This is a genomic window from Halocatena halophila (assembly GCA_027563145.1).
Lineage (GTDB): Archaea > Halobacteriota > Halobacteria > Halobacteriales > Haloarculaceae > Halocatena > Halocatena halophila.
The window spans coordinates 178,298-198,719 of the sequence record CP071306.1; the positions used below are offsets into that span (position 1 = coordinate 178,298).

At 56.9% G+C, this 20,422-nt stretch carries 17 protein-coding genes; 9 read left to right on the top strand and 8 right to left on the bottom strand.

The annotated features are described in order from the left end of the window. Positions 1-77 precede the first annotated feature (77 nt). A complete protein-coding gene (gene thyX, locus JXQ78_RS00915) occupies positions 78-821 on the bottom strand; it encodes an FAD-dependent thymidylate synthase (RefSeq protein ID WP_330631596.1) in 744 nt (247 codons plus the stop codon). Positions 822-886: 65 nt separating this feature from the next. After that, complete coding sequence (locus tag JXQ78_RS00920; RefSeq protein WP_330631597.1) at positions 887-2,182, bottom strand: polysaccharide deacetylase family protein; 1,296 nt, start codon at positions 2,180-2,182, stop codon at positions 887-889. Positions 2,183-2,384: 202 nt separating this feature from the next. Between JXQ78_RS00920 and JXQ78_RS00925 the strand changes: the two genes are divergently transcribed. Then, a complete protein-coding gene (locus tag JXQ78_RS00925) occupies positions 2,385-3,611 on the top strand; it encodes a glucosamine inositolphosphorylceramide transferase family protein (protein WP_330631598.1) in 1,227 nt (408 codons plus the stop codon). A gap of 1 nt (position 3,612) precedes the next feature. Here JXQ78_RS00925 and JXQ78_RS00930 read toward each other — a convergent pair whose 3' ends face one another. Then, positions 3,613-4,899, bottom strand: coding sequence for a glycosyltransferase (locus JXQ78_RS00930; protein WP_330631599.1), 1,287 nt, complete (start codon positions 4,897-4,899; stop codon positions 3,613-3,615). A gap of 338 nt (positions 4,900-5,237) precedes the next feature. On the opposite strand from JXQ78_RS00930, the gene JXQ78_RS00935 reads away from it, so the two are divergent. The 3 genes from JXQ78_RS00935 to JXQ78_RS00945 all read left to right on the top strand — a co-directional run bounded on the left by JXQ78_RS00935 (position 5,238) and on the right by JXQ78_RS00945 (position 10,155). Next, complete coding sequence (locus tag JXQ78_RS00935) at positions 5,238-6,299, top strand: glycosyltransferase family 2 protein (RefSeq protein ID WP_330631600.1); 1,062 nt, start codon at positions 5,238-5,240, stop codon at positions 6,297-6,299. 10 nt (positions 6,300-6,309) lie between these two features. Then, positions 6,310-8,346, top strand: coding sequence for a hypothetical protein (locus JXQ78_RS00940; protein ID WP_330631601.1), 2,037 nt, complete (start codon positions 6,310-6,312; stop codon positions 8,344-8,346). Positions 8,347-8,529: 183 nt separating this feature from the next. Next, positions 8,530-10,155, top strand: a complete 1,626-nt coding sequence (locus JXQ78_RS00945; protein WP_330631602.1) for an alkaline phosphatase family protein — start codon at positions 8,530-8,532, stop codon at positions 10,153-10,155. Positions 10,156-10,198: 43 nt separating this feature from the next. Here JXQ78_RS00945 and JXQ78_RS00950 read toward each other — a convergent pair whose 3' ends face one another. Next, the gene (locus JXQ78_RS00950; protein ID WP_330631603.1) at positions 10,199-10,594 is read right to left on the bottom strand and encodes a DUF4870 domain-containing protein; all 396 of its coding nucleotides are present in this window, start codon (positions 10,592-10,594) and stop codon (positions 10,199-10,201) included. A 37-nt stretch (positions 10,595-10,631) separates the two neighbouring features. Then, complete coding sequence (locus JXQ78_RS00955; protein WP_407934029.1) at positions 10,632-11,186, bottom strand: peroxidase-related enzyme; 555 nt, start codon at positions 11,184-11,186, stop codon at positions 10,632-10,634. Positions 11,187-11,313: 127 nt separating this feature from the next. Between JXQ78_RS00955 and JXQ78_RS00960 the strand changes: the two genes are divergently transcribed. Further along, a complete protein-coding gene (locus JXQ78_RS00960; RefSeq protein ID WP_330631605.1) occupies positions 11,314-13,821 on the top strand; it encodes a penicillin acylase family protein in 2,508 nt (835 codons plus the stop codon). A 6-nt stretch (positions 13,822-13,827) separates the two neighbouring features. On the opposite strand, the gene JXQ78_RS00965 is transcribed toward JXQ78_RS00960, so the two are convergent. Beyond that, a complete protein-coding gene (locus JXQ78_RS00965) occupies positions 13,828-14,400 on the bottom strand; it encodes a DUF998 domain-containing protein (RefSeq protein ID WP_330631606.1) in 573 nt (190 codons plus the stop codon). Between the two features lie 253 nt (positions 14,401-14,653). Between JXQ78_RS00965 and JXQ78_RS00970 the strand changes: the two genes are divergently transcribed. Continuing rightward, on the top strand, positions 14,654-14,908 hold the full coding sequence (locus JXQ78_RS00970) for a hypothetical protein (protein ID WP_330631607.1): 255 nt from the start codon (positions 14,654-14,656) through the stop codon (positions 14,906-14,908). A gap of 1 nt (position 14,909) precedes the next feature. On the opposite strand, the gene JXQ78_RS00975 is transcribed toward JXQ78_RS00970, so the two are convergent. After that, positions 14,910-15,884 carry an aldo/keto reductase gene (locus JXQ78_RS00975; RefSeq protein ID WP_330631608.1) on the bottom strand — a complete coding sequence of 325 codons (975 nt, stop codon included), beginning with the start codon at positions 15,882-15,884 and terminating at the stop codon, positions 14,910-14,912. A 119-nt stretch (positions 15,885-16,003) separates the two neighbouring features. On the opposite strand from JXQ78_RS00975, the gene JXQ78_RS00980 reads away from it, so the two are divergent. The 3 genes from JXQ78_RS00980 to JXQ78_RS00990 are packed head-to-tail and all read left to right on the top strand — an operon-like array spanning position 16,004 to position 17,133. Further along, positions 16,004-16,399, top strand: a complete 396-nt coding sequence (locus tag JXQ78_RS00980) for a hypothetical protein (protein WP_330631609.1) — start codon at positions 16,004-16,006, stop codon at positions 16,397-16,399. Positions 16,400-16,411: 12 nt separating this feature from the next. Beyond that, positions 16,412-16,807: a winged helix-turn-helix domain-containing protein gene (locus tag JXQ78_RS00985; RefSeq protein WP_330631610.1), complete on the top strand. Its 396-nt coding sequence runs from the start codon at positions 16,412-16,414 to the stop codon at positions 16,805-16,807. Then, positions 16,807-17,133, top strand: coding sequence for a DUF7521 family protein (locus JXQ78_RS00990; RefSeq protein WP_330631611.1), 327 nt, complete (start codon positions 16,807-16,809; stop codon positions 17,131-17,133). Before JXQ78_RS00985 ends, JXQ78_RS00990 begins: the two co-directional genes overlap by 1 nt. 52 nt (positions 17,134-17,185) lie before the next feature. Here the strand turns inward: JXQ78_RS00990 and carB are convergent, their stop codons facing one another. Next, positions 17,186-20,374 carry a carbamoyl-phosphate synthase large subunit gene (gene carB, locus JXQ78_RS00995; RefSeq protein WP_330631612.1) on the bottom strand — a complete coding sequence of 1,063 codons (3,189 nt, stop codon included), beginning with the start codon at positions 20,372-20,374 and terminating at the stop codon, positions 17,186-17,188. Positions 20,375-20,422: the final 48 nt, after the last annotated feature.

Sequence of the window (20,422 nt, forward strand, 5' to 3'; positions counted from 1 at the left end):
CCTGCGCTCAGTACCGTTCGGACAACGAACATATTCGCCCTCGTAAAATTTTGCTTTCGAACGCCAGATTGGGACGCTCACGGGGCGAGTCTATTCTTCCGTCCTTTCATTTCGGACTCGTAGTGCTCGAACGTGATTGGACACCAGTCAGCGGCGAGATCAAGCACCTGTTCGGTGAGTTCTCGGATCTCCCACTGACTGTCGGCCGCTGCTCGCATATCCGCGACGTGCATGAGCATTCGTGCGTTCATCGTCATCACCACGTTGACCTTGCTCCCGATCGGCAGGACGAATCTGGCGTCCTCGGGGGGCAAGCCGAGATCGAGCAGCGTTTGGTATGATTCGACGGCGTTCGCGACCGTTTCTTTGAACACCGCGGTTCGCTGGTCGATGGTCTCTGAATCTGTCGTGCCGCCCTGTTGATTTCGACCGATCCAGTCGGGATCACTGACAGATGGTGGCATCACCACTAGCTCACCATCACGAACGTCCGCTGGATCGACATCGTCGAACGACACGTAGCGCTGGCTCTGTACGTCGAACGACACGTGACGGTGGCGGGTGAGCTGTGCCATACACGACCGGCTGATCCCTTTGACGGCAAACGTAGCGTGGGCGTGCTCGAACGGTCCAAAGTGACCGTGTTTGAGTAACCGACTGATCAGCGAGTGCTTTTTATCCTCGATCGTCTCGCCGTTAATCGGTTCCATCGTCGTCGCAAACGACTGCTCACCCACGAACGCACTCGAATAATCGTTTCTTGCGGCCGTGCAGATGACCCGTTCTGGCTCCGGTGTAGACTCAAGAAGCTGAACATCCATTGGTGAGCGATGGTTTGCGATACGTCGTTAAGTGTGGTTTGGGTCGTCCTCACCGACCGCGCTGCTCAGATTGAATCAACGAAATCAGACGGTGAAACGACCTCTACATCTGCTTTTTCGACGTGATTAACAACCTGCTTGAACCCTTCCATTGAGGTCGGTGCGTCCGCACCAATGTGGTGATACTGGATGATTACGAGCTGATTGTGCTTTGCAGCGAGATCGACCAGATCCACTACCTCATCCGGAGATTTTCCCATCACACGGGGGATCGTATACATGTTGGAGGGCCGCTTTGCATTCGCTGGACAGCCACCAAACATGTAGTTTGCCAGATGGTTGTTGGAGATCTGCTCGATCGTCGTCTCATCGACTCGTCCGTTCGGTGCAACGAAGTGGCGTGCTCCCTTTTCGAACCCGTTCGAAGTGAGATATGCCTTCGATTCTTCGATTGCTGATTTCTGTTCCTGTTCCGGTCGTGTCGGGAGTTTATCGATGCTCGTATGACTCATCATGTCCCAGCCGGCCTCAGCCATCTCTTGCATATTTTCCAGCGAGAGTCGGCCTTCTTTGCCTGTGACTTCGGGCATGACAGCTATGCCCCCAGACCAGCCACGTTTTTTGAGCTCCGGAAATGCCTTCTCGTACGCATCTGCGACGGAGTCATCGAACTGGAACATAACTTTGCCAGTGTCTGCTTTTGGAATCTTTCGCAGTTCGTCGATGCCAACAGTGATTGATTGGCCCCCCTCGGTGTGAACTGCAACGACGATTTCGGTAATCGAATCAAGCGATGGGGAACCGGATTCGCCCGTATATCCGAAATCTAGCTGCGTCCAGCCGTCCAGTTCTTTTGGGAGATATCGCTTGGCGACGATCTCTGTACCGTCGATCGACCGGGCGTGTATCTGAATCTTTCCGCGGGTAGGTTCCTCGAACCTGACCGCCATCGAAAGATCGTGTGCAGAGAGATCGACCCCACTATCTGACTCGTCGTCTGAGAAAAATGATTGTGTAAGTTGTACCTGTTCAGTTCCTTCGAGGACCAGTGCCTGTGATCCTTTCGCAGGTGAATTGCTGTCGACACGCATAGATCCGGCAACCGCTTCCCACCGGTCGGAGACCGAGTTCTCGAAATCATCGATCACGTCGCCGACCGGTCCATCTGGAATTGAAGTTTGTGTCGAAGGGTCCGCAGGGTTGGCGCCGTTCGACGATCCATCTCCGTTCGATTCGGTGCGGTCTGCCGTGTTACCCGAATCCGGGCCCGTATTGAGGACCCCCGAACATCCGGCGACCGAAAACGTTCCAGCAGCTCCTATCGTCGCAAGTAACCGACGACGACTGAGTGGGCGACTCATCGATCGTACACTCACCCAACAGGGACAAAACACTTTATAATCCAACTGCTGGATGCTGGTTCTGTTCGCAATCTTCCCATGATTATGAAATTGAAAAATTTCATCAACAAGAATGCAATCCCGAATACTGTTAGAAGATACCACATATCAAAACGGAAGTAGAACACAAACTTAATTTTCGACTGGAAGTTTCATCAGGAACATGGATTGGACCCGTCGGAAGTTTCTCGTGAGCACTGCTGCCCTGTCTGCGCTTGCTGGCTGTCAAACCATATATTCTAACGCGTCTTCGGGGGACACTCAGACGCCGACCAGCGAAACGGCGACCCGTCATCCGACGGACGCACCGACGCCAGGAACGTCTACTGCATCTCCGCTGGGACCTGGAGAGCCCACGGCCAACGATACTGCAGTACCTGTCGATTCGGAGACGGACACTGCCACATCGACGGCAGCTGATTCGCCGACCGAGACGGCCACAGCCACGGAACCGGGGAGCAATCCTCAGCCATCAGGATCGTTGTATCGTGGCCGGACGATCCCACAGACACCGCATGCACCCGGGAGTGTGACGCCACCAACCGGCGTCCGATTTTCACCGTCGGATGCGACGCCAGTGCTCGAAGCAAGCGACGTAACCGATTACGGGAACGTCGATTACGTGGCGGATCCGTTTTTGTTCGTTGAGGACGGCACCTGGCATATGTTCTTTGAGATCCTCAATTCGAGTCGGTATAAGGACGCGCCGATCGGTCACGCGAGAAGCCCGGACGGCCTTGAGTGGACCTACAATCAGGTTGTGATGTCGAATCGAAAGCATCTGTCGTTTCCTCTGATGTGGAAACACCGCGGGGAGTACTACACCTGTCCCCCCAACGGCAAGCGCGTCGAGCTGTATCGTGCAACGAACTTTCCGACCGACTGGGAACATCTCGGAAAGGCGATTGACGTGGATTACTACCCGCACGACCCCACGTTCGTCAACTACAACGGTCGCTGGTGGCTGTTCACCGATCGAGGCAACGACTCCATTATGGTCTACTACAACGACTCGCTCAGCGTGGATGGATGGACGCCACATCCACAGAATCCGGTAGTGACGGGTCGGGTCGAGGCTGCCCGACAGGGCGGCCGGCCGATCGTTGCGGGGGGCCGGCTGTTTCTCTACTTCCAGGACCTTGCGGCACACTACGGCGATAAGATCCGCTGTTATGAGGTGTCCAGGCTGACGCCCCGGTCATACGCCGACCGGGAGGTCCGGGGATCGCCCACGCTCGAAGAATTTTCCGCGTCGTGGGCAAACCGAGGGATGCACACGTTCGATCCATGGTGGCTTGGCCCCAACAAGGGCTGGCGCTGTGCCGTCGACGGCATCAACAGCGCCACAGAAAACTGGACGATTGGAATTGTAGACGTTCCACCCCAGTAACTCAGACGCTGGACTCGGCAACGTCGAGATACCGATCCAGGAACGCCTGCTCTACGGTTTCTGGTGTGAACGTCTTGAGCTGGTCGGGGATCGCCGCGTAATGGTCTGTGTAGTCGCTGATGAGTCGTTCGAAGGCGTCTGCCAGCGAGCGTGCCGACCCTGCCTCGAACAGCTGGCCGGCCGCACCAACGATGTAGTCGGTGCTCCCCACGTTGCTCGCAAGGATCGGCGTGCGAGTCGACAACGCTTCGAGCAGTACGCGACCGAACGGTTCGTCGAGCAACCCTGGGTATACGAACACGTCGGCATGGTCGTACACGTCCGGTAACATGTCGTGATCGACGTAGCCAAGCCATTTCACCGCACCATCGTCAGCGAGTTCGAGTTCGTCGGCGAGTTCGTGCAACCGGTTTTCGAGCGGTCCCGTCCCGGCAATCTCGAGGCGAACGTCGTGTCCGCGATCGACGAGGGTGCGCACTCCACGGAGCAGCCCATCAACCCCTTTGATATCCTGGAGTGCGCCCACGTACAACAACCGGATGGGTCCCTCCGTTTCGTTCGGGTTGGGGACGCTGGCGGGCTGTGTATCGATGGTCGCAAACGATTCATCGTAAAAGTGAGGGATCACTTCGATTCGATCCTGGGGAAACGAAAGCGCTCCGTAATCTGCAACCATATGCGGCGAAAGCGCGTGATACGCATCGACATCGTCGGCGTGGGCGATCGAATCGCGAACGAAGCTGATCTGCCCGAATGAGACGTAACTCGAGCGCAACTCGGCGTCGAGTCCCTGTCGGCGCTTGAGCGCCGTAATCGGAATGCAACTCGCACACTTTCGGAGCGCTGGTCCGGAACATTTCGTTTCGCCGTGATACATCATATCGGCCTTCGGACAAACCGGGAGATACGAATTGAGCGTCGAGAGTGTGGGCGTCTCGAGCTGGGCAAGAATCGGAATGAACGCCGAGGAGTACGAGTGCACGAGGTCGTGGCGTTCCATCGCATCGATCTCCGTCTGCAGGGTGTCAATCTTCTCGTGGAGAGGGTGTGGAAGCCTACTGAGCGAGTCGTGAACGACGTACTCAACTCGGTCGGTGGCGGGAAGGACCGCGTCGCTGGCGTCCATCTGACTCGAAATGTAGACGGTGAGATCGTGATACGCAGAGAGTCGCTGAATGAGCAGGCGAGACGTGCGGACTGCGCCCGTTCCAGAGGCCCCCGGAACCTCCGCAGGAACGAATCCAACATCGAGTCGTCGCCCGCCCGCCGTCCGGTCGTCAGGTGCCATAGCTGGGCTCACCGCTCGGTGCTCTTGACACCTTTGGGTTCGATATCATCGTGAATGGAGACAGATATCATCATCATGAGTAGTGATAGATACCATTCTTGGCGGGAATGGTACGTGCGACCATAAAGCATGTACGTATTGCTGTGGTACGGGCAAATCGAGGGGTATCACGGCTCCACTCCCGAAAGATGTCCGTCACGCGTCTGTCGTTCGAACTAGAAACGATAATAAGACTGTAGCAGACTACGCATCTAGTAAGACCGGGTCTCCGGGTTTAGGGGGTGGAGTTGACTATCCCTTCTCATCACACAGGAGACGAGAGAGTAGACACGCGATATATGTACCACGAACACACGATCGGCGTCGTCATACCGGCGTACAACGAAGAAGGCTATGTAGGTGAGGTGATTGAGACGTTACCCTCATTTGTAGATCGAGCGTATGTCATTGACGACGGTTCGACTGACGACACGTGGCTTGAGATAACCGAGTATGCAAAGCAGTACAACGCTGAGCACTCGGCGACGAACGGTTACGATGCCCGCGTCGTTCCGATTCAGCACACGGTGAATCGGGGCGTCGGAGGGGCAATTAAAACCGGCTACCTCCAGGCGCTGGAGGACGGTATCGACGTGACGGCCGTCATGGGGGGTGACGGTCAGATGGATCCGGACGTGCTGACGAAGTTCATCGATCCAGTGGTCGAAGGGAAAGCCCACTACGCAAAGGGCAATCGGTTTATGAAATTCGAAACGCTTGATGCGATGCCGCGCCTGCGGCTGGTCGGCAACACCATCCTTTCGTTACTCACGAAAATTTCCAGCGGCTACTGGAACATTTCCGATCCACAGAACGGTTACACAGCCATCTCACAGGAGGCACTCCAGCGAGTGGACATCGATGGCATGTACGAGTATTATGGCTACTGCAACGATCTGCTGGTCCGACTCAATCTGGCAGACTGTCGCGTTGCTGATGTCGTCCACTCGGCCGAAACGGTCTACGATGACGACTGGAAAAGCCACATCAATTACACGGAGTACGTGCCCAAGGTATCGTTCATGCTGTTGCACCGATTCCTGTGGCGAGTGAACCAGAAGTACATCCTCAAAGACTTCCGGCCGTTCGCAGCGGCGTACTACCTCGGTGCGGGCGTTATGGGTCTTGGAGCGGGAAAACTCGTCTCCAGAATTACCCGCCGGCGTGAGGAGTCCAACAACTGGTTTTTCACTATGCTGTCGGGAATCGTCTTGCTCCTCTCGGCGATGGTGCTTGACCGCAACGAGAACGAAGACAAAGGGGTCCAGGTCCGAGAATCCCCAACCTCCCTGCCGACAACCTCGACGGTGTCGAAAAACGGTCGGACCGAGTCGAAAGCCATTCCTGCCGACGACGATTGATCGGTAATCGATGAGTACTCGACCAGGTCTCATCGGGATGGCTCGGAACGGCCGTCTCGATATCATTGCCGGTTTGCTTGGACTACTGGCAGCGCTTGCTCTGTTGCCAGTGCAGTTGTTCCTCGACGATGTGTACGTCCGGACCCTTCCAGCCGTGCTTCTTACCGCGTCGCTGTTGTATCTGATCGCAGCGCGGTCTGAGTTTCCCGGCGAACTTCCCGTGCTATCACCACGGATGTCTCGGCTGTTGCCGTCGGCGATCGTCGTCGGCTGTGCGGTGTTGCTCGCGCTTGCTGGCCTGATGGGCGGCCGTGGGATGATTTTCTACTACATTGCCGCCGTGGTCGGTGCGGGCCTGTTAGTGTTGATACTGTTCGTTGATGAGGAGTATTTCTCGCCAACGCTGTTGTTGTTTCTGATTATTCTGTTCGGTGTCGTCGTTCGGTTCAGCGCGCTCTACACCACCCCGGGATACATCGGAATCGACATCTGGTCCCACGCGGCCGACTGGTCGACCGCCATACGCGAGGCGGGTTCGCTCGCGCCGATCGACGACAGAAAGTATTACGCTGCACCCCTCTATCACCTGCTTGTGGTCGGTTCGAGCCTGTTGCTCGACGTGCCGATCAAAACCGCACTTTATCTCGTGCTGGGGGTTGCAATGCCGCTGTCAGTGGTGTTGATCTACTCGACTGCGACCTTTTTCGTCGAAAAACGCTGGGCAGTGTTCGCCACTGCGATTTATGCGATGAGCGCGACGGTGATTGAGTGGGGTATTCACATCATCCCGACGAGTCTCGGGCTGGTGTTCTTCCTGGCGATCTTCTACGCACTCGATCGAATGCTGCGGATCGATTATCGCCCACGAGATTTCCTTCTCGTCGTGTTTTTCAGCGTGGCCGTCATTCTCACCCACCAGATCTCTTCGTTCATTATGGTGGTGTTCACCGGCTCTGGGTTGATTGCGTATTTCCTCATCAGCCTCGGTGTATTTGATATCGGTCAAGGAACCTGGAAACGGTCGTCGACGCGTGAGTCGGTGAATCTCACGGGGCTCATGGTGTTCGACCTGGGGTTGATGACGTTCATGTGGTCGTTGACACCACAGAGTGGGAATTCGTTCCTCGTGGTGATGATGAGCTATCTTGAGGAGGCAGTTGAGGCAGGTGATACTGGAACTGTTTCACAGGGCAACATCCCTGAATCCGTGCTTCCAGCGCCAACGATGATGGAGACGTTCGTCGAGTATCTCGACGTGCTTGGCTTTCTGCTCGTGCTCATGCTGACGATCGTTGGTTGCTATTACATTATTCGACAGGAAAATATCTCACACGCGACGTTCACGGCGGTGGTCGCCACGGTGGCGATGCTCATCTTCGTGTTTGTCTTTCCGATGCTCGGAATTCGGACGTTCGTTCCGGGCCGGTGGTTCCCCTTCGTTGCTGCTCCGATGGCTGTCATTGGTGCGATTGGGCTCGCCTATCTCGTGGATAACACGAAGCCATCGATCGTACTCACGGTACTGCTGGTGTTCATCCTCATATTCCCCGCTGCATCGATGTTTTCGAGCGACAGCACACTAGAGAGTCCGCCGTTCGAAGGGACCCAACCCCGGTACAGCTACACGAACGCCGAGCTCGCAGCGGTCGATGCAATGTCACAGTACACCGCCCCACGCGATGAGAACAACACGATGTACTGGGCCACCGATCACCCATATCAGACGGTGTTCGACCGAACACTGTACTGGAGATCGATTTCGTCCACAGAGGGACATGGTGTTCCGATTGGGCTGTACGATAACAGCAACGGCTTCGTCTCCGGGCGTGTTGGTGAAAACAGCGAGGGACTGGAGGTGAAAAACAACTCGGATGGATTCATCTATCGCGAGTACGAGCAAAGTGGGGCAACCGTCTTCCAGCTGTTGTACAACCACACGTCGACGGGACAGAGCCCACAGGTCCGCCCGGAACAGGTCTGTGGCGGCAACCGTGATGTCGTGTACACCAACGAGGAAGTTACAGTGTGCACACAACCTGGCGCGTAATTCGGGCGCGCCATCGTCGCAATGAAGGAATGAATAAGTGTCCGCAGGGCGTTTCGAAACAACAATGAGAACCCTATGGATGTCAGTCACATCAAGATTATATCACGCGATTCTAAAACGGATGATTCATACGCAAACGACCACTGAATATCAGACGACGATGCGGGTAGAGGGTGAGATTCGATGACCGACCACAAGATGAAGGCGTTGTTGATTGGGATCGATGCTGGATGTCTGCCGGTCTTCGATCGATTGATCGAAGACGATGTTATTCCAAACATCCAGTCAATTTGTGAGAACGGTGCCGTCGGACCGTTGTCTTCACAGATTCCACCGTGGACGCCGAGTGCCTGGCCCTCGATGTACACGGGCGTCAATCCTGGCAAACACGGAACATTTGGCTTCGTCGATTACGATGGCTACGACTGGCACGTCGTGAGCGCAGACCACGTTCGCGAACACGCGATGTGGACGCTTCTTGAGGAACACGACCTCTCGAGCGTCGTCGTCAACGTCCCAGTGACACATCCGCCGGACGAAATCGACGGTGCAATCATTCCAGGGTTCATTGGACCGGAGCATCCCGATTCACATCCGACTGGCATCCTTGAGGACGTGATGGACGAGATCGGTGAGTATCGTGTCTATCCGAAGTACGAACGCGACGACCAGGAGTGGACGGACAGCGAGAAAATGGACGAGTACACGTCGCTCGTTCGAATGCATGGAGAGGCCTTCCGGTATCTCGAGGGGGAGTTCGAGCCGGATTTCGGATTCGTGCAGTTCCAGAAGACGGACACGGTGTTTCACGAATTCCTGGGCGACTGGGAGAAAGTAAAACAGGTGTATGCGGAAACCGACCGCCAGGTCGGAAAACTGCTTGAGGAGTGCGACGCCGAACAGGTGTTTTTGGCCAGCGACCATGGGATGGGTCCCTACGACAAACAGGAGTTCCGGGTCAACGAGTTCCTCCACGATGAGGGCTACGTCGAGACGACACAGGGTGGAAAGGGGATGCCGTCCTGGAATCCGATCCGGAGCCAGCTTCGTGAGGGAGAAAACGAGGAAACGTGGGAGCCAAACATCTTTGAGCGATTCGCCGCAACGATCGCAAAACACGGGTTCACTGCCTCTCGCGTTGGTAAGTCGCTGCGCTCAATTGGACTCGATTCGCTCATCAAGCCCTACGTTCCGGACAACGTCGCCAGAACGGCGAGCGAGCAGGTCGATTTTCCGGCCTCAACGGCGTATATGCGTGCCCGGGTTGAACTCGGCGTCCGGATCAACCTCAAAGGACGTGAACCCGAGGGGGTCGTTCCCAAATCGGAGTACGAAGACGTTCGCTCCGAGCTCATCGATCTACTAAAAGGCGTCCAGACTCCCGAAGGCGAGCCGATGTTCGAGACGGTTGCACCCAGAGAGGAGTATTACAACGGCGAATTCACCGAAAGCGCCGTTGATATCGTCACTGTGCCAAAGGATTTCGAGTATTTCATCTCTGCACAGCTACTGGGTGAACAGTTCGGCCCACCAACCGAGCCGTGGAACCACAAGCTCGACGGTGTGTTCGCAGCCATGGGCGAAGGAATTGATGAGACCGCCTCGCTCGAGGACGCCCATCTGTACGACGTTGCCCCGACGATCATGGCCGCGATGGGGATTCAGTACAGCGACCGGATGGATGGTCGCGTGCTGCCGGTTGTTGATGATATCGGCGCAACATCCTATCCCGAGTACGGTGACGAACTCGAACGCAACGTCTCCGATGAGGAAGTCGAGAGTCGACTGGCGGATCTGGGCTATCTCTAGTCGCCGACGGTTGTCAGTATGTCTTTTCTTCTTTGCTCCCCCGTCACTCGAAAAAATCGTAGGTGAGTGGGTAGTCGTATACTTCGTATTCGCTTGCCTTGTACGCTCCAATACCCACAAGGATTAGCCACGCTAACACCCCAACTGGGAAAAGAAACAAACCAATCCCGATAAAAATCGACGCCAGCGCCATCACGAGTCCGATCGTCCAGGTGATCTGGAAGTTTACCGCATTTCGTCCGTTTTGATCGAGAAATTCGCTTTCTTCTTTTTTCAACAGCCAGAGAACGAACGGACAGATCACGTTCACGAACGGGATCAAAACAAGACCAGCATAGCCACTGGCGTGGAGCAAAATTGCCCACTGGCGTTCGTCAGTGCTGATGGATTCGGCTCCGTCGCTCGTTCCCTGTGAAGTGGTGTCTGTTGGTGATGCCATACCACTGATCAGCCAGCTGTGGACGAAAGCCTGACGCTCACTCGCGTCCGATCGAGTAAAACTCCTCGTTCGGTCGCATGTCGGCAACGATCGCCAATCGATTCGAGAGATTGTAGAACGCAACGACGCTTGCAATGTCCCAGATCGCCTCCTCACTGAAGCCGTTGTTCCGCAGGACCAGCAGATCCTCTCTCGTAACGGACCCGGGGCTGTTCGTGAGCTTCACCGCAAAGTCCAACATTGCGCGGTGATTCGGTCCAAGATCGGCGGCCCGATGATTCGTGGCCAGCTGATCAGCTAGCTGTGGATCCTCGGCATACACCCTGCAGAGCGCGCCGTGTGCAACGACACAGTAGAGACAGTCGTTGGCACCGCTGACGGTCACCACGATCATCTCGATTTCCTCCCGTTCTAGCGCACTGTCTTCAACGAGCGCGTCGTGGTAGTCGAAAAACGACCAGAAGTGGCTGGGTTTGTACGCCATTGCCCTGAACACGTTTGGCGTGAATCCCGCATCCTCAGTCTCCTTTTCAATCCGCTCCTGGATGTCTTCTGGGAGCGCATCGATTTCGGGCACTTCGAAATTGGTCATAGGGTCGGCCATAGACCAGTTACAGCTGGTATCCACTTACCGGTGATCCTTCTGTGATCTGGTGTTAAAATACCAGATATCACCGGAGTTAATGGTAAATACACATGATTTAAAATTATTGTTCGGGATGAAAAGACGGACGTTTCTTCGATCAACTGGGGCCACCCTCGGGAGTGCACTGCTTGGACAGACCGCGCTCGGGGTACCGGGAGGTTCGACCGCGACGATTTTGACGAACGCCCACGGCGTGAGTCATATCTACGCCGACGATCGGTACTCCCTGGTGTTTGCCAACGGCTACGTCCAGGCTCGCGATCGGCTGTTTCAGATGGACGTGCTCAGACACATTGGCTACGGAAACAGCGCTGAGGTGCTCGGACCGGGACAGCTCTCCTCCGACATCGAAGTTCGCCGGGATCTCTACACGAAAGAGGAACTTCAGGCACAATACGACGCCGCCTCCGATCAAACGAAAGAACTGCTTACGGGGTTCGCTGACGGCGTCAACAAGCAGATGACCGAGATGGCGGCCGAAAACCGGCTTCCTGGAACGTTCACCGCACTCACCCACTCGCCGGACCCCTGGGAGCCTGTCGATTCGATCGCCGTGTTGAGCTATCTCATCGGTTATTTCGGACTCGGTGGGGGTAACGAACTCGGTAATGCCCGCGAGCTAGCCGTGCTAACCGACACGCTCGGTGATAGAGCGTCTGCGTACGAGGCGTTTGGTGATCGCAACTGGCTCCGCGTTGGGGAGGATCATCCGGCGTCGCTCAACCCGGAGGAACTGACAGTCGAAGGCACCGAGACGGTCCCATCGTTCGAGAACGTACCGGACGAACAGCTCTCGTATGTCGATGCCACGCTCGATGCCGAGCCCTGGGGCATCGAGTCGCAGTTTTCGCTCTCGGAATTTCTCAGCGGGGTCGGCAAAGGGCTGATGGAGGGGTTCAAATTCGGCTCGAATGCGCTCATCGTTGGTGGCGAACACACCGAAACCGGTGCCCCAATGCTTGGTGGTGGACCACAGATGGGCTATTTCAAACCCCCTGTGATTCACCAGGTAGGTCTCCACGGCGCAGGCTTCGACGTTACGGGCATTGGAACTGTCGGCGCGCCAGGGGTGATCATTGGCCGTACGCCCGAGTTTGCCTGGACCGTCACGAGCGGCCGCGATGACCAGACCGACACCATCGCCGTCGATCTCCATCCGGACGACGATCATCGCTACGAGTGGAACGGCGAGTATCACGAGATGGAAACGCACACGATCGTTCACACGCCGTCGGTCGTTGGATCGATCATTGAGGGCGACCCGGACATACAGCGCGTCGAACAGGAAATTGCACGGATCGAAGAAGATGGCACAATCATGCCAGTAGTCGCCTGGAACCCTGACGAACGCGTCGCCTGGTGTCAGCGAACGACGACGAGAATGCAAGAACTCGAAGGCGCGCTGATGTGGGCACATGTTGGAACTGAAACTGATTTCACAGGCTTCAAAGAGCGCCTTGCCGACTTCCCGTTCACATTCAACTTCCATTATGTCGATGAGAACGATATCGCATTCGTCCACACCGGCGCGGTTCCGGACCGTAATTCGGAACTCGACCACCGACTCCCCGCTCCGGCGTCGCTCCACGAGTGGGACGAAATCACCACCGGAACGGATCTCGGCATTCACACGAAAAATCCCAGCAGTGGCTACGTCGTCAACTGGAACAACGCGCCAGTTGTTGGCTGGCGCGCCGGCGACGCTCCCCAGCAGTGGGGTGGCCCCAATCGGGTTGTGCTCCTCGATGAACTGACAGCGTCGGCGATCGAGGATGGACCTCTGTCGCTCGAGGATGTAAAAGGGATAATTGAGGACGCAGCGACACACGACGCTGCTGCAGGCTACACAGTACCGGCGATGATCGACGCTGCAAGAGCCGCTGATGACTCACAGCTTCAGGCGATGGCTGACGAACTCGATCTGTGGCGATCGCGTGGCTATCGATGGCGTGATACGAACGATGACGGCGCGTATGATTCGGGCGGAATGGCGATTTACGAAGCGACGCGTCGGGAACTCCAGACGATCGTGTTTGACGACGATATCAGGGCAGAGACGCCCGGACTCGCGTTCGATCCTCCACTCACAAGACATGCAGCCGATCACGGCCGCGCACAACAGGAGACGACGATCGTCGGGGCGCTTTCGGGCGAGACAGCCCACGACTGGCTGAACGGCGATGATCCCACCGTAGTCTTACAGCAAGCGCTCACAGCGGCCGCCTCAACGCTTGAGGAGCGATACGAGACCGCCACGCCGAGTGAGTGGCAGTTGTCGGTTCGCCAATCGACGTTTCGATCGCTGGGAGCCAGCAACCAGACCGCGATCGAGATGGTCAATCGCGCGACGTACAATCAGGCGGTCGCAATGGGGACTGGACTGGAGGGTTCCCAGCACATTCTCACACCAGCAAACAGCGGCCACATGACGCTTGGAGAACTCACACTGGTGCAGCTTGGCTTTCCTGAGCCGGCGCGACTCACCGATCAACTGGAGGAGTATACGAATTTCGAGTACATACCGAACGCGTACACGAGAGCGCAGGTAGAGTCGATTGCGACCGACGAACGCACACTGTGACGACACTCAGGGACGAACGGCCGTCCCCGTCACCCAGAACGCAAGCGCGAGGGCACCGACAGTTTCGGGCAGCGCAAGTCCTGGAACTGATTCGCGCAGTCTCAGCCCCCACACGATCCACCCACCGAGATTCACGATTCCAAGCGCGATTGTGAGATAGCCCCTTCGTCGTCGACCATCGAGAACGTTACCGATCCCGTACAGCCACAACGACCCCGAAAGCAACAGATAGAACGACACTGCTACGGGAATGTGGAGCGACGATCCCATAGGAAACAGTCCGATCGCTGCCATCGCAGCTGCGGTGAGCCAGAACGAGCAGACGCCCATCCGTTCGAGCCGATTTTGTGCCCTGGTGAGAAGCCAGAGGCCAAACGGGACTGCGATCACACCACCGGCGATTACCCCGCCGTTGAAGAGAATTGATACGATTCCCCCTGTCACGCCGAGATCACTGAGCGCGCTGTCCGTCCACGAGAACGGCTGTGATATTGTGGTTGCCAGCCCAATTGCGCCCAGCGCGACGACCGGCGATGCAATGCCGGATATCGGTCCGATACGATCGACTGTCTCATCCATTGGACCTCATCGTGAGGCCATCCATATCAATCGATTGGACGACCAGCGACTGACTACGCTGATCGACAACTGTGGGACAGTGTCGCGTTCTTGACGACATTTTAGTGCTAATGCACAATTATTCACCATCAATTATGGATAATCGTTAAAAACTGGTCTAGGTGGTCGCAATATTTATCAGTATTGCTGACCAACGCTATGATAGTTAGTAACAAACAACTAGCAAACACGTATGTGGGTGACATAAGTGAGTGTGAATTCGAAAAGAACTGACGGACCGGATGTAGAGACGACAGAGTGGATGTTATCGGTGGATGATCAGCTGTTGGACCACTTCGCATCGGCCGGGCCAGGGCTGTGTCCTGAGGCCGCGGGTCGGCTGGGGTTGCACGTTTCGTTCGCCAAAAAGCGGTGCGAGACGCTCTGTGAACACGGCCTCTTGTACGAGAGCGACACGGTATACGACATCACGGAGCTGGGTGAAACATATCTCGAAACGCGGGAGTAGATCACTGGTGACCGGAGACTTCGACCGGCTGGTACGGGGCTTCTAGAAACTCGACGTCGCTATCCGACAACGAAATATCAAGTGCGGCGACGGCTGCTTCGAGGTGTTCGATGCTCGTTGTTCCGACGATCGGAGCAGTGACGACATCCTTGGAGAGTACCCAGGCGAGTGCAATCTGGGCCATCGATGCCCCATAGTCTTCTGCGAGCTGCTGGACGCGTTCGTTGATCACACGGCCGCTCCCCGACAGATACGGGTGATCGTGGGCGTACTCGTCGGTTTGTCCCCGCGTAGTTGACTCCATTTTCTCGTGTGGACGGGCCAAGACGCCCCGTGCGAGCGGGCTCCACGGAATGACGGCCATTCCCTCGCGGTCGCAGTAGGGAAGCATCTCGCGCTCTTCTTCGCGGTAGCACAGGTTGTAGTGGTTCTGCATCGTCTCGAAGGAGTTCAGTCCCAGTCGGTTGCTGGTTTCCATCGCTTCTGCGAGCTGATGGGTCCACATTGAGCTCGCGCCAATGTGTCTGACGTGGCCGCGACGAACGGCGTCGTCGAGCGCGCGCATGGTGGTCTCGATCGGCGTTTCATCATCCCAGCGGTGAATCTGATAGAGATCGATCGTTTCGACGCCCAGGCGCTCACGGCTGGCTGCGAGCTGTTGCTCGATTGCCTTGCGCGAGAGCCCGCCGGAGTTCGGATCGTCGTCGTCCATCTGGAAGTAGCATTTCGTGGCGATCACTTGCTCATCCGCACGATCACCGAGCGTTTCGCCGAGGATGCGCTCGGATTCGCCGCGGGAGTAGATGTTTGCCGTATCGAAGAAGTTGATCCCAAGATCGAGCGCGCGTTCGATCAGCTCCTGTCCTTCGGATTCGTCCAGCACCCACTCGCGCCAGTCGCTGTTGCCAAAGCTCATGCAACCGAGACAGAGCTTGCTCACTGTCAGCCCAGTGTTGCCGAGCGTCGTATACTCCATACTCACCCTTTGGTTGAGTATCCGAAATATCATTCGGTGCTGGTGGTTCCCACGAATTCGATTCGCTGATCCAGCGAATCAGCCAACCGTTGATTGTAGTCGAATGCATTCGTTGTGCTATGACCGAAAAGCAGCCACTCCGTTCGAGACTGGTGGAAGAGCTTACGGCCGACGTGACCGTTGGCGTCGTCGCAGCGATAGGGGCTGTCGTGGTGGCAGCCATCTATTATTGGCTCGGCGTTTCGTTTGTAGGATCATTTTTGGCCATGATCACAATCGGCGTTGAACTTCCCCACGCGTATGATCGACACTGGCCGATCACGTACGCGAGCCGACCAGCAGTTGTGTGGACAGTCGCAGCAACGCTGGTGACGGCCGGCGTATTTCTTGGTGTTTATCAGCTTGCCGCCCTGCTGGGATCTGGGATGACGGTTCCAATTACGGCATTTTTCGTGACAGCACTACTTCAGTACGTAATGGCAATGGTGTTCGGACGCGCTTACAGACAGGGCTAATGGAAATCACACATGCCCCATCACCGTACGTCATTCGATCGCTACACCACGCTCCATTGTCCATCCGTGACAGACAGCGATAGCGAGATCCTTGATCTGCTCTCCGATGAATACGCACAGATGATACTGCAACAGACACACGACGAACCCTTATCAGCGAGCGAACTCAGTGATCGGTGTGGAATCTCCATCTCCACGGTGTATCGCCGGACTGAGCGACTAGTGGCGTGTGGATTGCTCGCCGATCGACAGATAGCGCAATCGGACGGCAGCCACTATACCATTTATCAGGCACAGCTAGATGAACTCACAGTTCGGCTCACGGAGGATGGGTTGACTGTTCCAACAATTAAAAAACAAGCCGTCGATCTGGCCGACCGCTTTACCGACCTGTGGGGCAGACTCTGATGGAACCAAACCAACCACTGGCCGTCTCGTCGCTGCTCGTGGTCGCCACGACACTGATCGCACTCGGGCTATCGGTGTTTCTGGTCTTTCACGCATACCGTGGGTACCGACGCCACAGGAGCCGCCGAATGTTCTACCTCGCGGTGGGGCTGGGGATGCTCACGATCGTTCCGATGGTTGCCGCAATCGGTGTTGTTGGGTTCGACGGTCCTGCTCACGTTCGATCAGTATCGCTTTCACTCATAGAACGGATGAGTCAAATTGTCGGCCTCTGCTCGATTCTTTATTCCCTTCTTATTCCACCTGCGGAATCTACTTCCAAATAGCAGTCTCCGGCAAACGAGAGTTTTTGACCGTCCGAGACCGCTTTTTCGTTGTTTACTCAGCGGATTTTGGCTGTCCCCAGAACTCCTCGTGGTGTGGACGATCGCTGATAGCCTGCACGTCGAGATCGTCATCTTTCGCCTCGATCGCTTCGAGTGCGGCGTTTGCACTCGCTTCGGTCGAGAAGTACGTGACCGACTCCTCAACGGCGACCTCAAGTGGCTCGCGTTCACGGGAAATAATCAGGTCGATCTCGCCGTCACGAATCGCCTCCGCAAATGCCTCGGTGTCCTCGAACTCGACGATATCGAAATACTCCTCGAAGCCGTCCACATCGAGTGTCACCACGGCCGTCCCCTCGGTGGGAACTGGCTTGCCGGTGGCATCCTGGGCCTTATCATACGCCTTGCCAAAGGAGGTTGCAGTGCCCATGATCTCGCCGGTCGATTTCATTTCCGGTCCAAGCCGTGGATCGCTGCCCGGCAGCCGATCGAACGGCAAGACGACCTCCTTGACGCTCGTGTGCGTCGGCACCATCTCGGTCACGTCCATCTCCGAGAGCGTCTCGCCAGCCATCACCTTGGCGGCGAGCTTTGCGATCGGCACACCAGTGGCCTTCGAGACGAATGGCACGGTCCGGGAGGCCCGTGGATTTGCCTCAAGTACGTACACCTCGCCGTCTTGCACGGCGAGCTGGACGTTCAACAACCCAACCGTCGAGAGCTCGATTGCAATGTCCTCGACGACTTCACGCACCCGACGATTCACGTCACGACCTAGCGAACGGGGTGGGATCATACAGGCCGAATCGCCCGAGTGGACGCCAGCGCTTTCGACGTGTTCCATAATACCACCGATCAGTACGTCCTCGCCGTCGGAGACGGCATCAACGTCGAGCTCGACGGCATCCTCAAGGAACCGATCGATGAGGATCGGTTTTTCGGGACTGACGCGAACCGCCTCGTCGATGTACTGTTCGAGCTCGTCATCGTTGTGGACGACCCGCATTGCCCGACCACCGAGCACGTAGGACGGCCGCACGAGCACCGGATAACCGATGTCGTGTGCCAGCGCAAGCGCCTCGTCTTCGCTCCGTGCAGCCCCACCCTCGGGCTGGGCGATATCAAGCGACTCCATCAGGGCGTTGAATCGATCGCGGTCTTCTGCAAGATCCATCGCCTCGACCGACGTGCCCAGAACGGCACAGTCGAGTCCACGGCGCTCGAGTTCGGCTTCGAGTGGCGTTCCCACGTTAACGGAGGTCTGGCCACCGAACTGAACCATCACACCGTCAGCGTTCGTCCGCTCGATCACGTCAGCGAGCTCCTCGGCAGTGATTGGCTCGAAAAAGAGCCCATCTGAGGTGTCATAGTCTGTACTGACGGTCTCTGGATTGTTGTTCACCACGTGCGCGTCAATATCGAGGTCGCCAAGCGCCTGCACGGCATGAACTGCACAGTAGTCGAACTCCACACCCTGTCCGATGCGGATCGGACCACCACCAACGACGACCACACTGTCAACGTGGGTGTCGACTTTCACTTCCGAATGCGTGCTGTCGATGTCGGCGACGGGATCCCGAGCCGAGTAGTAATACGGCGTCGAGGCGGCGAACTCCCCGGCGCACGTATCGACCTGCTTGAACTGCCGATCAGTCGCCGTCGCCTCGACCGTCTCGACCGAGTCGGCCGACGCAGAGGCGGTGTAGCCGGCCGCCGCTGCTGTCGCGTTCGCGTGTGTCTCATCGTCGGCCGGACCTGCCTCGGTCAGACTCGCTACCTGCTCGTTGGTGAATCCCGCGTCGGCGGCGAGCTCAAGCTCACCAAACTGTGCGTTCTGTGCCACGTGGGCGATCCGTCCGAACCGCTCGACGTACCACTCCTCGATGTCGGTCAGCTCGACGACTTCTTCGGTGGTGTAGCCGCGATCGAACGCCTCGAAGATGGCGTACGGGCGATCCGGAGAGGGCCGCTCGAGATACCGCTCTTCGAGCGTCGCATCGCTGACCGTCTCCCAGTCGACGCTTGGCTCGTACTCACTCGATCGCAACGCCTTGAGCAGGCTCTCTTCGAACGTCCGACCGATAGCCATCGCCTCGCCGGTGGATTTCATCGCCGTGGTGAGCGTAAAGTCCACGTCATCGAACTTATCCTGTGGCCAGCGTGGCACCTTCGTCACCACGTAGTCGATCGCCGGCTCGAACGCAGCCGTCGTCTCGCCGGTGATCTCGTTTTTGATCTCGTGGAGGCGCTTTCCGAGTGCGACCTTCGCGGTCACGCGCGCAATTGGATAGCCAGTTGCCTTCGATGCGAGTGCCGAAGAGCGCGACACGCGAGGGTTGACCTCGACAACGCGATACTCGCCCGAGGGCGTTCCGTCGTCACGCCAGGCGAACTGAATATTACAGCCACCCTGAATTCCGAGCTCTCGAATCACGTCGAGTGCGGCCGTCCGCATCACCTGGTGTCCATCGTCCGGAATCACCTGGCTCGGCGTGACGACCGTGGACTCGCCCGTGTGAATGCCCATCGGATCGATGTTCTCCATGTTACAGATGATGATACACGAGTCGGACTCATCGCGCATCACCTCGTATTCGAGCTCAACCCAGCCAGATATCGATTCGGTGATCTGCACTTCGTGATTCCGGGAGAGCTGAAAGCCCTTGCGAACCCGCTCTTTGAGCTCGTCCATCTCCTCGACAACACCACTCCCGCTACCACCGAGCGTGTACGCCGTCCGCATGATCACTGGCAGTCCCCCAACCGCCTCAACGGCGTCCTCGACCTCATCCATCGCCGTGACGGTTTCGGACCGACAGACGGGCTGATCGATCGATTTCATCCGCTCGCGGAACAGATCCCGATCTTCGGTCGCGTAGATCGTATCCAGGGGCGTGCCCATGATCTCGACATCGTACTCTTCGAGGACGCCCTGTTCGGCGAGCTCTGCTGTCACGTTCAGTCCAGTCTGTCCGCCGAGCCCCGCGATCACACCGTCTGGATTCTCGGTGCGAACGATCTCTGCGATTGCCTCGGTGGTAATCGGTTCGATATACACCTTATCGGCCATCTCCGGATCTGTCATGATCGTCGCTGGATTCGAATTGACGAGCACGACTCGTGCGCCTTCCTCCTGGAGCGCGCGACAGGCCTGTGCGCCTGAATAGTCGAATTCGGCGGCCTGACCGATCTGTATCGGTCCACTTCCGATCAACAAAATCGTCCGGTCCTCATCACTCATTACTCGATACCATTCGCTCATCGTAATAAGCTCGGCGAAATTCTACGA